Source organism: Pseudomonas sp. HUK17, from assembly GCF_001566765.1.
This window is the reverse complement of record NZ_LSMW01000006.1, coordinates 36,239-48,828: the sequence shown is the minus strand read 5'-3', so window position 1 is coordinate 48,828 and position 12,590 is coordinate 36,239. Positions and strand designations below refer to the sequence as shown.

Here is a 12,590-nt window from a genome sequence, read left to right as displayed (position 1 = left end):
AAGTAACCAAAAACGCTCGCCCCAACTAGCCGGTCCTGCGCGTTGCGCAGGATGCCCTCACGTCAGCGCCGCTCCAGCGGGCCGGGGCCGAAGGGCCGTCCTGGCCCTCGGCCCCTTTCGCGGCATCCATGCCGCTCACCCGCTTCCTCGACACTAACGTTCGGCCGGCCAGACGGGGCACTGGAGTGCCCGCTGAAAGTTTAGGGTTATTCAAGCGGTTTTAAGACGTTGGCTAACGCTTGCTACTTGCCATGCCTATTGAATGAAAGGCACGAGGACATTACGTAACACGCCAGGCTAACCAGCTTTTAAAAAGATACTTCCAGCCGGCACCCAAGCGCCCTGTTCAGTAGGCCGAACGCAGCCGCTCTGGAGGTGGGTGAGCGGCAGGGATGCCGCGAAAGGCGTCGAGGACCAGGACGGCCCTTCGACGGCGGCCCGCCGGAAGGGCGGCGGAGTGAGGGGACCCGGAGCGCAGCGTAGGGCCGGATGACCAGGGCAAGCGTTTTTGGTTACTTTTTTGGCGACTGCAAAAAGTAACCCGCCCGGCGGGGGCGGAACAAAAGCTTACCGAGTACACCGTAAATCAGCTTAGCGATCCGAGCAGATATAAGCGTACTCCCCCCACCCCAGCCCTCCCCCACAAGCGGGAGAGGGGGTAATCCGGTGTGCGGGATAAGTTTCCTACGCAAGTACAAGCTCCTGCGTAGGGTGGATGACGGCGCAGCCTCATCCACCGACACATGGAAGGGTCAATGCGACTTGAGCCCCGCGGCCGTCAGCACCAATCTCAGCACCCAGGCCACCACACCCAGCGCTACCAGACTGCAGGCCCAGATGCCGGCCATCCAGGCCAGCCGCTGCCAGAGCGGCTTGTTGTCCGCGGGGTTGGGTTCGCGCGAGCGGCCGACCATCAGTGATAGCCCTCCCCCGCGCGTACCTTGCCGCGGAACACGTAGTAGCCCCAGAAGGTGTACATCAGGGTGATGGGGATGATGAACAGGGTGCCGATGAGCAGGAACAGCTGGCTCTGCGGCGGCGACGAGGCCTCCCAGATGGAGACGCCCGGCGGGATGATGTTCGGCCAGAGGCTGATGCCCAGGCCGCTGTAGCCGAGAAAGATCAACGCCAGGGTCAGCAGGAAGGGCGCATGGTGCGAGTCTTCGCGCAGGATGGCGCGCAGCAGGGCCAGGGTCACCACGCCCACCAGGATCGGTACCGGCAGGAACCAGACCAGATTGGGCATGCTGAACCAGCGGGCGGAGATGGCCGCCTGGCTCAGCGGGGTCCAGATGCTCACCACCGCGGTGAAGGCCAGCAGCAGGAACAGCAGCGGCTTGGTCAGGCGACGCATGGTGGCCTGCAGCGGGCCCTCGGTCTTCATGATCAGCCAGGTGCTGCCCAGCAGCGCATAGGCGGCGATGACGCCCAGGCCGCAGAACATCGAGAAGGGCGTCAGCCAGTCCAGCGGCCCGCCGACGTACTGGCGATTCTCCACCGGGAAGCCTTCGATGAAGGCACCCAGGGCCACGCCCTGGCAGAAGCTGGCCAGCAGCGAGCCGAAGATGAAGGACTTGTCCCACAGGGCTTCCTTGCCTTCCTGGACCTTGAAGCGGAATTCGAAGGCCACGCCGCGGAAGATCAGGCCGATCAGCATGAAGATCAGCGGCAGGTACAGCGCCGGCAGGATCACCGAGTAGGCCAGCGGGAAGGCGCCATAGAGCCCCGCCCCGCCGAGCACCAGCCAGGTCTCGTTGCCGTCCCAGATGGGCGCCACGGTGTTCATCATGACGTCGCGATCTTCCTTGCCCTTGACGAAGGGGAAGAGGATGCCGATGCCCAGGTCGAAGCCGTCCATGACCACGTACATCATGAGACCGAAGATGATGATGATCGCCCAGATCAGCGGGAGGTCGATGCCAGGGATGCCGTTCATGTGCGGTCTCCGGTCAGCTGGTCATTGGGATTGTCTTCTTCCAGGCCGCCATCGGCGCCGGACAGCGGACGCTTGGGATGACGATCGGTGCCCGGGCCGCCGGAGGTGGGCAGGTCGCCTTCACCGGTGTGCGGACCCTTGCCGATCATGCGCAGCGCATAGAGGGTGCCGATGCCGAACACGGCGAAGTAAACCACCACGAAGGCCACCAGGGTGATGCTCAACTGGGTGACGCTGTGGTTGGATACCCCGTCCTTGGTACGCAACAGGCCGTAGACGATCCACGGCTGGCGGCCCACCTCGGTGGTGAACCAGCCGGCCAGCAGGGCGATGAGGCCGACCGGACCCATGCAGGTGACCAGGCGCAGGAAGCCGCGGGTCTCGTACAGCTTGCCGCGCCAGCGCAGCCAAGCGCTCCACAGACCGGCGGCGATCATCAGCATGCCCAGGGCGACCATGATGCGGAACGACCAGAACACCACATAGGCCGGCGGCCGGTCTTCCTTGGGGAAGTCCTTGAGCGCCGGGATCGGCTCGGTGAGGCTGTGCTTGAGGATCAGGCTGCCGAGCACCGGGATCTCCAGCTTGAAGCGGGTTTCCTCGCGCTCCATGTCCGGCCAGCCGAACAGGATCAGCGGAGTCGCTTCGCCCGGAGGATTCTCCCAGTGGCCCTCCATCGCGGCGATCTTGGCCGGCTGGTGCTCCAGGGTGTTGAGGCCATGGGCGTCGCCAACGAACGCCTGGATGGGCGCTACCAGCAGCGCCATCCACATGGCCATGGAGAACATCTTGCGCACCGCCGGGTTGTCGTTGCCGCGCAGCAGGTGCCAAGCCGCCGAGGCGCCGACCAGGAAGGCCACCGACAGGTAGGCGGCGATGGTCATGTGCGCCCAGCGGAAGGGGAACGACGGGTTGAAGATCACCGCCAGCCAGTCCACCGGGACGATGCGACCATCGACGATCTCGTAGCCACTCGGGGTGTGCATCCAGCTGTTGGACGACAGGATCCAGAAGGTTGACATCAGGGTGCCGATGGCGACCATGACCGTCGAGAAGAAGTGCAGGCCGCGGCCCACGCGATTCCAGCCGAACAGCATGACGCCGAGGAAGCCGGCTTCGATGAAGAAGGCGGTGAGCACCTCGTAGGTCAGCAGCGGACCGGTCACGGCGCCGGCATAGTCGGCGAAACCGCTCCAGTTGGTGCCGAACTCATAGGCCATCACCAGACCGGACACCACGCCCATGCCGAAGAAGATCGCGAAGATCTTCAGCCAGAAGTGATACAGATCCTTGTAGACGTGGTTGTCGGTCTTCAGCCACAGCCCTTCGAGCACGGCGAGAAAGCTCGCGGTACCGATGGACAGCGCCGGGAAGACGATGTGGAAGGACACGGTGAAGGCGAACTGGATCCGGGCGAGATCCAGGGCTTCGAGGCCGAACATAGCTTTTCCTCTCAGGCACGCCGGCCATCGAGGGTAGCCGGTCGAGTTGACGCTGACCGAGGTTCGAACCTCCGGCGTCGCCTGGGGTTCTAGCGGGACGCTAAAAAGGCGCCACCGCCGCTAGCCCATTGGACCAGGTCGGAAGCTGACGTGGATCAACGTCAGGCTTTAGGATAGTCCCCCTCGATACATTTGCTTACGTGGTTGGATGTCGCATCGGGCAGGCTGTCGCACCCCGCAGTTGTATGACGATCAGTCCCCGGGTGGCTTAAGATGCCGCCTCTGTCCCTGCGAGCCCCCCTCATGTCCGGCGATACCCTGCAGCTGCGTCACCACCGCCCCTTCGTCGCCTTCTGGTTCGCCCGCATCTGCACCGCCGGCAGTTTCCAGATGCTCACCGTCGCCATCGGCTGGCACCTCTATTCCCTCACCGGCAACGTGCTCGATCTCGGCCTGGTGGGGCTGGTGGAATTCCTGCCACGGGTGCTGTTCATGCTGCACACCGGGCATGTCGCCGATCGCTACGACCGCCGCCGGGTCGCCGCCCTCTGCCAGACCGGCCAGGGCCTGATCGCCCTGGTGCTGCTGGTGGGCAGCCTCAATCACGCGGTGACTCGCGAACTGATCTTCATCCTGGCCTTCTGCCTGGGCACCGCGCGCGCCTTCGAGCAGCCCACCACCCAGGCGCTGCTGCCCAACATCGTGCCACCTTCGATCTTTCCGCGCGCCATCGCCGCCGCGGCCTCGGCCATGCAGGGCGCCACCATCATCGCCCCCGCCCTGGGCGGCCTGCTCTATGCCCTGGGCGCCGCCTGGGTCTATGGCCCGGCGCTGGTGCTCTATGGCATCGCCATCCTGCTGGTCTCCAGCCTGCCGGCGCGGCAGACGCCCAGCCAGAAGGAAAAGCCGACCCTGGACAACCTGCTGGCCGGCATCCGCTTCATCAAGAGTCGCCCGGACGTGCTCGGCGCCATCTCCCTGGATCTCTTCGCCGTGCTCCTGGGCGGTGCCACCGCCCTGCTCCCGGTGTTCGCCGCCGACATCCTGCTCACCGGTCCCTGGGGCCTGGGCCTGTTGCGCTCGGCGCCGGCCGTGGGCGCCCTGGGCATGTCCTTTCTGCTCGCCTACGTCAGCCTCAATCGCCACGTGGGCCGCATCATGTTCGGTTCGGTCGCGTTGTTCGGCGTCGCCACCATCGCCTTCGGGCTGTCCACCTCGCTGTGGTTCTCACTGGCCACCCTGGTGGTGCTGGGCGCCGCCGACATGGTCAGCGTGGTGATCCGCAGTTCCTTCGTCCAGCTGGAAACCCCCGATGCCATGCGCGGTCGGGTCAGTGCGGTCAACGGCCTGTTCATCGGTGCCTCCAACCAGCTCGGCGAATTCGAATCGGGGGTCACCGCGCACTTCTTCGGCACGGTGCCCGCGGTGGTGCTGGGTGGCGTCGGCACTCTGGTGATCACCGGGGTCTGGATGAAGCTGTTCCCGGGCCTGGCCAGGCGCGACCGGCTGACGGAGCCGCGCCAGGACGGCTGAATCCAGCCCTGTCACCCGAATTGCCACTCATACCCAGGGGATGACCGCTCGCTCCGGAATAACCTTATCGCGCAAACCTTTGTCGCAAAATGTGATCCATGTCACATCCTTTCAAGTGTTGAGGTCTGCATGCGTACCCCTCTTTCCATGGCCGCCCGCCTGGGCCTGGGCTTCGGCCTGATCCTGGTGCTGATGCTGCTGATCACCCTCGTCGGCGTCCAGCGCGTCGGCGTCATCGACGACACCCTGACCGCTGTCAGCCAGGGCGCCAGCGTCAAGCAGCGCTATGCCATCAACTTCCGCGGCAGCGTGCACGACCGCGCCATCGCCATTCGCGATACGGTGCTGATCCACGACGCCGCGCCCTTGGCCAGTCGCCTGGCCGACATCGACCGGCTCAAGGCCTTCTATCGCCAGTCCGCCGAGCCCATGGATCAGCTGTTCGTCAGCCAGGGCGCCACCGCCAAGGAACAGCGCCTGCTGGCGGCCATCAAGGACATCGAAGGCACCGCCCTGCCCCTGACCGACCGCCTGCTGCAACTGCGCCAGGCCGGTGATCTGGAAGGCGCCCGGGTGTTCCTGCTGGAGCGCGTCTCGCCGGCCTATGTCGAGTGGCTCAAGCGCATCAATGCGCTCATCGATCACGAGGAGGCCATCGCCAGCGGCCATCTGGCCGAGGTCCGCGGCATCGCCGGTGGCTTCCGCTGGCTGATGCTGGTGACCTGTGCCCTCGCCCTGCTGCTGAGCGTGGCCGTTTCCGTGCTGATCATCCGTCAGATGGGCGCGACCCTGGGCGGCGAACCCCACGCCGTGGCCGCCGCCATCCGCCGGCTGGCCGAGGGCCGGCTGGACGAGCGCCCTGCCACCCGTCACCCGGACAGCGTCATGGGCACCCTGGGCAGCGCCACCGCACACCTGGGCGAGACCATCGTCCAGGTGCGCCATACCGCTAGCTCGGTCGCCACGGCGGCGGCCCAGCTGCAAGGCACCGCCCAGACCAACCAACGCCACACCGATGTGCAGTCCAACCAGGCCCAGCACATGGCCGCGGCGGTCACCGAGCTGGCCGCCACCATCGGCGAGGTCGCCGGCTACGCAGCCCAGGCCGCCCAGGCCACCGGCAATGCCAGCGCCCAGGTGGACACTGGCAATCAGTTGGTGACCCGTTCCGGCCAGGCCATCGGCCAGCTGGTGCAGGCGCTGGAGCAGGCCAGCGTCACCGTGCAACAGGTATCCAGCGACAGCGCCAGCATCGAGAACATCGTCGCCGTCATCAACGGCATCGCCGAGCAGACCAATCTGCTGGCGCTGAATGCCGCCATCGAGGCCGCTCGCGCCGGTGAGCAGGGTCGCGGCTTCGCCGTGGTCGCCGACGAGGTGCGCAACCTGGCCACCCGCACCCAGGAATCGACCCGCGAGATCCGCGCCATGATCGCCACCCTGCAGGAAGGCGCCGGGCGCGCTTCGGCGCAAATGGAAGAGAGCCGCGGCCAGGCCCACGAGACCGCCGCGCTGACCCAGCGCGCCGTCGCGGCGCTGGCGGCCATCCAGGCGGACGTCGGCTCGGTGAACGCCATGAATGCGCAGATCGCTACCGCCGCGGCCCAGCAGACCGCCGTGGCCGAGGAGGTCAACGAGAACATCAACCGCATCCATGCCGCCACCCTGGAAACCGCCAGCGGTTCGCAGCAGATCGCCGGCGCCAGTCGCCAGCTGGCGGAACTGGCCGAGGATCTGGAGCGGCGCATGAGCCTGTTCCGCACGGCCTCGGCCTGAACATCCGGCAACGCCTGCGGGCTGAACCTAGACGCGAGCGTGGCGGTCAGCAGTCAGACACCTTTTCCCGCGCAGGAGTCTGGACATGCAGCTTTCCCTCAACGGCCAGGTCGCCCTGGTCACCGGCGGCAGTTCCGGGATCGGTGCCGCCGTCGCCGAAGCCCTGGCCAAGGCCGGTGCCGCCGTCGCCATCAACTACCATTCCAGCGCCGAACCGGCCGAGGAATTGGCCAAGCGCATCCAGGACGCCGGTGGTCGCGCCATCGCCGTGGGCGGTGACGTCGGCGACGAGGCCGCGGTCCAGGCGCTGTTCGACCGCACCCTGGAAGCCTTCGGCCGCCTGGACATCCTGGTCGCCAATTCCGGCCTGCAAAAGGACGCACCGGTCGCCGACCTGTCGCTCGAGGACTGGAACACGGTGATCAACACCAACCTCACCGGCCAGTTCCTCTGCGCCCGGGCGGCGATCCGCCAGTTTCGCCAGCAGGGCCGCGACGAAAACATCTCCCGCGCCCTCGGCAAGATTATCCACATGAGTTCGGTGCACGAGGTCATTCCCTGGGCCGGGCACGTCAACTACGCCGCCTCCAAGGGTGGGGTCAACCTGCTGATGCGCAGCCTGGCCCAGGAAGTCGCCGCCGAGGGCATCCGCATCAACAGCATCGCCCCGGGCGCCATCGCCACCGCCATCAACGAAGAGGTGACCGGTGACGAGGCCAAGGCACGCGAACTGCTCAAGCTGATCCCCTACAAGCGCGTCGGCCATGTCGACGATGTGGGCAACGTGGCGGTCTTTCTCGCCAGCGACCTGGCCGACTACATCGTCGGCACCACCCTGTTCGTCGACGGCGGCATGTGCCTCTATCCGGGATTCGAAGACAATGGCTGATTCCTCCTCCGTGCACGCCCGCCGCAGTATCGGCGCCCACGGTGTCATCGGCGACCTGCGCACCTGTGCCCTGGTCGCCACCGACGGCACCATCGACCACTTCTGCTGGCCGAATCTGGACAGCCCCTCGGTGTTCGCCGCCCTGCTCGATTCGGAAAAGGCCGGCTACTTCAGCCTGGCCCCGGTCTGGGAAGACGCCCGCGAGCAGCAGCTCTACCTACCCGATACCAACATCCTGCAGACCCGCTGGCTGTCGGCGGACGGCGTCGCCGAGGTCACCGACCTGATGCCGGTGTGCAGCAGCGAGGACACCCAGCCGCGCATCGTCCGCCGCGTACAGGTGGTGGCCGGACGCTGCCGCTTCCACCTGGTCTGCGCCCCGGCCCACGACTATGCCCGCGCCGAGACCCGCGCGCGCCTGGTGGAGGGTGGCGCGCTGTTCGAGGCCAAGGGCCAGCCGACCCTGCGCCTGGCCTCGAGCGTCACCCTGCAGGTGGACGGCAACGCCGCCCTGGCCGAATTCGAACTGGAGCAGGGGCAGCAGCTGGATTTCGTCTTTGGCTGCGAGGAAGACGACAAGGTCATCGCCGGCCAGAGCGATCTCTGCTTCGAGGACACCCTCTCCTACTGGACCTCCTGGGCGGCCAAGAGTCACTACCAGGGCCGCTGGCGCGAGATGGTCACCCGTTCGGCCCTGGCGCTGAAGCTGCTGACCTCCTGCAAGCACGGTTCCATCGCCGCGGCCGCCACCTTCAGCCTGCCCGAAGCCCTGGGCGGTGAACGCAACTGGGACTATCGCGCCTCCTGGATCCGCGACGCCTCCTTTACCGTCTACGCCTTCATGCGCCTGGGCTACACCCAAGAAGCCAAGGATTTCACCCACTGGGTCGGCCAGTGCGTGGAAAACAGCCACAACGCCCCGGAAAAGCTGCAGATCATGTATCGCCTGGACGGCGGCCTGGACCTGCCCGAGGAAACCCTCGACCACCTGGCGGGCTATGCCAATTCGAGTCCGGTGCGCATCGGCAACGAGGCCTACCAGCAGATTCAGCTGGACATCTATGGCGAGCTGATGGATGCCATCTACCTGTCCAACAAGTATGGCGAAGCCATCTCCCACCATGGCTGGAAGGACGTGGTGCGGATGATCGACCACGTCTGCGAGAACTGGAACCAACCCGATGCCGGTATCTGGGAAATGCGCGGCGATCCCGAGCATTTCCTGCATTCACGGCTGATGTGCTGGGTGGCCATCGACCGCGCCATGCGCCTGTCGGTCAAGCGTTCGCTGCCGATGCCCTATGAACGCTGGTACGCCGCGCGCGCCGCCATCCAGGAAGACATCTGGGACAACTTCTGGAACGCCGAACTGGGTCACTTCACCTCGACCCGCCACGGCAAGAGCCTGGACGCCGCCCTGCTGCTGATGCCCCTGGTGCGCTTCGTCAGCGCCACCGATCCCATGTGGCTGTCCACCCTGGATGCCATCAAGACCAACCTGGCCTATGACGGCATGATCCGTCGCTACAACCCGGCCGATACGCCGGCGGACAACCTCAAGGGCGAAGAAGGTGCCTTCGTCGCCTGCTCCTTCTGGTACGTCGAATGCCTGGCCCGCGCCGGTCGTGTCGACGAAGCCCACCTGGAGTTCGAAAAACTGCTGGGCTATGCCAACCCCCTGGGCCTCTACGCCGAGGAACTGGACAAGCGCGGCTACCCGCTGGGCAACCTGCCCCAGGCCCTGTCACATCTGGCCCTGATCAGCACCGCCTTCTTCCTGGATCGCAAGCTGAGCGGCAAGGATCCGCAGTGGCAACCGTAAATTGACCTGGATGGCGGTCCTGGGTCGCTCCTGAAGTATCCGTAGGAGCGGCCCATGGCCGCGACCTCGTCAAAAGCAAAAGTCGTGACGATCATGGGAAAGCCGAAAGCTGCCGATAGGCAGGTTATCTCGCCCAGCTATTCTCTCTGCACCGGTGCTACCACTCCGCACCCATCGCGGCCGCCGATGCGGCCGCTCCCACGGGTGCTGCCTGATGGAGCTGATAAAGCTGAACGCCTGCTCAGGCAACTCCCTCTCCCCCTGGGAGAGGGTTGGGGTGAGGGCGCAGCAGGCTAATAAGCTGTCAGTGGCAAAGGCTGCACCGTTTTTCACGCTACTGCTCTGCAACTCATTAATCTGTAATTCATCGCGACCGCGGACTACCCCTACAACTAAAGCGTAAGCCTGTAGCAATGGCCGCATCGGCGGACCGCCATGGCCGCGATATCTTGCGTTCTATCCCCTCACGCCACCCGACTCTGCCCCAGCGCCTCGTTGACGCAATTGGCCATGTCATCGATATGCCAGGGTTTGGGCATGAAGCGGGTGCGACCGGCGCCGCGGGGTACGGTCAGACGGTCGCCGGAGGTGAGGATCACCGGGATATGCGGCCAACGCTGGGAGACCAACTGGGCCAGGGCCTCGCCGTCCAGCCGTCCCGGCATGCGCACATCGGTAAAGAGGATATCAATGCGGGCACCGGTCTGTTCCAGATAGCTCAAGGCCGCATCGGCGGTCGATACGGCCACCACCTGCAGATCCACCAGGGACTCCAGCGCCTCGGTGGCCAACTCCCTCAGCAACGGCTCGTCCTCTACCAGCAACAGTAGTGGACGATAGGAGCCGAGTGGAGAAGATGCTTGAGTCATAACCTACAGACTTTGCCAAGGGGTCACGGTTCTGACCATTCGGCTTGGGCTCGACCAAAGTCGACCACCGGCATAAGCAAGGTTTCTAAACGGCAACTTTCAGCGCTTCGCTGACTCGAAGCGTTCACCTCAGGGGCCTCCTGTGGTATTCTTTTTTAATCGAACGATCAATAAAAAAAGAATTCTCTCCCTTTGGCAGTTCGCAAGGAGTCCCCATGAGTGCGACGCCCTCATCCGGCACCGTAAAGCTGAATCCCCCCGCCTTCTATTGCGCGGCTGCAGTGATCCTGCTGTTTTCCCTGGCCGTCATCGGTCGTCCCGAGCAGGCCGGTGCCTGGCTGCTGCAGGCCCAGACCTGGGCCGCCAACACAGTTGGCTGGTACTACCTGCTGGCCATGTCGCTTTATCTGGTGTTCGTGGTGGTCACCGCCCTGTCCGGCTACGGCAAGATCAAGCTCGGTGCCGACCACGACCAACCCGAGTTCAGCTACCTGTCCTGGGCCGGCATGCTGTTCGCCGCGGGCATCAGCATCACCCTGTTCTTCTTCTGCGTCTCCGAACCCCTGACCCACTTCGCCCAGCCCCCCGCCGGCGAAGGGGGTAATCCGGCGGCGGCGCGCCAGGCCATGCAGATCCTCTTCCTGCACTGGGGCCTGCACGGCTGGGGGGTCTTCGCCCTGGTAGCCATGGCGCTGGCCTACTTCGCCTATCGCCACAACCTGCCACTGGCCCTGCGTTCGGCGCTCTATCCGCTGATCGGCAAGCGCATCAACGGTCCCATCGGCCATGCCGTGGACGCCTTCGGCATCATCGCCACCATCTTCGGCCTCGGCGCCGACCTGGGTTTCGGCGTGCTGCACCTCAATGCCGGGCTGGACTACCTGTTCGGCATCAGCCACAGCCACTGGGTGCAACTGATCCTCATCGTGCTGATGATGGGCGCGGCCATCGCCGTGGCCGTGTCCGGCGTCGACAAGGGCGTGCGCATCATGTCCGACATCAATATGGTGCTGGCCGTCGCCCTGTTGCTGTTCGTGCTGTTCGCCGGTCCGACCCAGCATCTGCTCAACACCCTGATCCAGAACATCGGTGACTACCTCTCGGCCTTGCCAGGCAAGAGCTTCGACCTCTATGCCTATGACGAGCCCTCCGACTGGCTCGGTGGCTGGACGGTGTTCTACTGGGCCTGGTGGATCGCCTGGGCGCCCTTCGTCGGGCTGTTCATCGCCCGTATCTCCCGCGGCCGCACCATTCGCGAATTCGTCTTTGGCGTCTTGTTCATCCCCCTGGGCTTCACCCTGGCCTGGCTGTCGATCTTCGGCAACAGCGCCCTGGAACTGGTGCTTGGCCAGGGCATGACCGGTCTGGCGCAGACCGCCCTCACCGATCCGGCCATGGCCTTCTACCAGGTGCTGGAAACCTATCCGGCCAGCCGCGCGGTGATCAGCGTCGCCGTGCTGGTGAGTTTCGTCTTCTTCGTCACCTCGGCCGACTCGGGCACCGTGGTGCTGTCCACCCTGTCGTCCAAGGGCGGTGAAGCCAACGAAGACGGTCCCAAGTGGTTGCGGGTGTTCTGGGGCGCGGCCGTGGCCCTGGTCACCGGCGGGCTGCTGTTCGCTGGCAGCATGGATGCGCTGAAATCGGCGGTGGTGCTGACCTCGCTGCCCTTCTCGGTGGTGGTACTGCTGATGATGTGGGGCCTGCACAAGGCGCTGCACCTGGAATCCCAGCGCCAGCGCGCGCGGCTGCACTCCCTGGCGCCGGTGGCGACCAACGGCAAGGCACGGCACGGCGGCTGGCGCCAGCGGCTGTCCCAGGCGGTGTACTTCCCCTCGCGGGACGAGGTCTATCGCTTCATGGACAGCACCGTGCGTCCGGCCATGGAAGAGATGGTCGAGGTCTCGCGGGAGAAAGGTCTGGTGGTGGAGACCCAGTTCGACGCCACCAACGCCAACCTGCAACTCATCATCGGCCACGGCGAGGAGCATCCCTTCATCTACCAGGTGATCATGCAGGGCTATTTCACCCCCTCCTTCGCCCGCGCCGGCATCGGTGGCCTGCACCTGAAGAATCGTCGCTACTACCGCGCCGAGGTGCATCTCACCGAGGGCAGCCAGGACTACGACCTGGTGGGCTACAACCGCGAGCAGATCCTCAACGACATGCTCGACCAGTACGAACGCCACCTGCAGTTCCTGCACCTGGTGCGTTAACCAGTGGTTTTTTCAATGACTGAAAGGCCATTGAAAGCCATAAAGGTCGTATAATCGCCCCAGGGTCGGCCCCGTGCCGGCCCCGGGGTCGGTACGCCTCGCCGGTCCCC

General features: G+C 65.2%; 9 protein-coding genes and 1 pseudogene. 6 read left to right on the top strand and 4 right to left on the bottom strand.

Going from position 1 to position 12,590, the window contains the following annotated elements; translation table 11 throughout:
* Positions 1-752 precede the first annotated feature (752 nt).
* The 3 genes from AX284_RS11685 to AX284_RS03980 are packed head-to-tail and all read right to left on the bottom strand — an operon-like array spanning position 753 to position 3,378.
* Positions 753-914: a DUF2474 domain-containing protein gene (locus AX284_RS11685; protein ID WP_017640936.1), complete on the bottom strand. Its 162-nt coding sequence runs from the start codon at positions 912-914 to the stop codon at positions 753-755.
* Positions 914-1,936, bottom strand: coding sequence for a cytochrome d ubiquinol oxidase subunit II (cydB, locus tag AX284_RS03985; RefSeq protein WP_017640935.1), 1,023 nt, complete (start codon positions 1,934-1,936; stop codon positions 914-916). Before cydB ends, AX284_RS11685 begins: the two co-directional genes overlap by 1 nt.
* A complete protein-coding gene (locus tag AX284_RS03980) occupies positions 1,933-3,378 on the bottom strand; it encodes a cytochrome ubiquinol oxidase subunit I (RefSeq protein ID WP_017640934.1) in 1,446 nt (481 codons plus the stop codon). The genes cydB and AX284_RS03980 overlap by 4 nt, the downstream gene beginning before the upstream one ends.
* A gap of 303 nt (positions 3,379-3,681) precedes the next feature.
* Here AX284_RS03980 and AX284_RS03975 point away from each other — a divergent pair, with 303 nt between their 5' ends.
* The 5 genes and pseudogenes from AX284_RS03975 to AX284_RS03960 all read left to right on the top strand — a co-directional run bounded on the left by AX284_RS03975 (position 3,682) and on the right by AX284_RS03960 (position 9,398).
* Positions 3,682-4,911, top strand: a complete 1,230-nt coding sequence (locus AX284_RS03975) for an MFS transporter (protein ID WP_026083828.1) — start codon at positions 3,682-3,684, stop codon at positions 4,909-4,911.
* 129 nt (positions 4,912-5,040) lie between these two features.
* Positions 5,041-5,562 (top strand): annotated as a pseudogene (locus AX284_RS12255) (MCP four helix bundle domain-containing protein); the annotation flags it as partial.
* 60 nt (positions 5,563-5,622) lie between these two features.
* Complete coding sequence (locus AX284_RS12250; RefSeq protein WP_439001607.1) at positions 5,623-6,687, top strand: methyl-accepting chemotaxis protein; 1,065 nt, start codon at positions 5,623-5,625, stop codon at positions 6,685-6,687.
* Positions 6,688-6,772: 85 nt separating this feature from the next.
* Positions 6,773-7,576 (top strand): glucose 1-dehydrogenase, encoded by an 804-nt coding sequence (locus AX284_RS03965; protein ID WP_068383715.1) that lies wholly within the window; start codon positions 6,773-6,775, stop codon positions 7,574-7,576.
* Positions 7,569-9,398 (top strand): glycoside hydrolase family 15 protein, encoded by a 1,830-nt coding sequence (locus tag AX284_RS03960; RefSeq protein WP_068383713.1) that lies wholly within the window; start codon positions 7,569-7,571, stop codon positions 9,396-9,398. The genes AX284_RS03965 and AX284_RS03960 overlap by 8 nt, the downstream gene beginning before the upstream one ends.
* A gap of 464 nt (positions 9,399-9,862) precedes the next feature.
* Here AX284_RS03960 and AX284_RS03955 read toward each other — a convergent pair whose 3' ends face one another.
* On the bottom strand, positions 9,863-10,267 hold the full coding sequence (locus AX284_RS03955) for a response regulator (RefSeq protein WP_231893081.1): 405 nt from the start codon (positions 10,265-10,267) through the stop codon (positions 9,863-9,865).
* A 248-nt stretch (positions 10,268-10,515) separates the two neighbouring features.
* Between AX284_RS03955 and betT the strand changes: the two genes are divergently transcribed.
* Entirely contained in the window at positions 10,516-12,480 is a 1,965-nt protein-coding gene (betT, locus tag AX284_RS03950; RefSeq protein WP_085984311.1) for a choline BCCT transporter BetT, read from the top strand.
* The last annotated feature ends 110 nt before the right edge of the window (positions 12,481-12,590 follow it).

What these genes read in the sequence shown, in the direction of transcription:
- AX284_RS03955 (WP_231893081.1), bottom strand. Translation starts at nt 10,267, where the DNA reads ATGACTCAAGCATCTTCTCCACTCGGCTCCTATCGTCCACTACTGTTG.
- AX284_RS03960 (WP_068383713.1), top strand. Translation starts at nt 7,569, where the DNA reads ATGGCTGATTCCTCCTCCGTGCACGCCCGCCGCAGTATCGGCGCCCAC.
- AX284_RS03965 (WP_068383715.1), top strand. Translation starts at nt 6,773, where the DNA reads ATGCAGCTTTCCCTCAACGGCCAGGTCGCCCTGGTCACCGGCGGCAGT.
- AX284_RS12250 (WP_439001607.1), top strand. Translation starts at nt 5,623, where the DNA reads ATGCTGGTGACCTGTGCCCTCGCCCTGCTGCTGAGCGTGGCCGTTTCC.
- AX284_RS03975 (WP_026083828.1), top strand. Translation starts at nt 3,682, where the DNA reads ATGTCCGGCGATACCCTGCAGCTGCGTCACCACCGCCCCTTCGTCGCC.
- AX284_RS11685 (WP_017640936.1), bottom strand. Translation starts at nt 914, where the DNA reads ATGGTCGGCCGCTCGCGCGAACCCAACCCCGCGGACAACAAGCCGCTC.
- AX284_RS03980 (WP_017640934.1), bottom strand. Translation starts at nt 3,378, where the DNA reads ATGTTCGGCCTCGAAGCCCTGGATCTCGCCCGGATCCAGTTCGCCTTC.
- cydB (WP_017640935.1), bottom strand. Translation starts at nt 1,936, where the DNA reads ATGAACGGCATCCCTGGCATCGACCTCCCGCTGATCTGGGCGATCATC.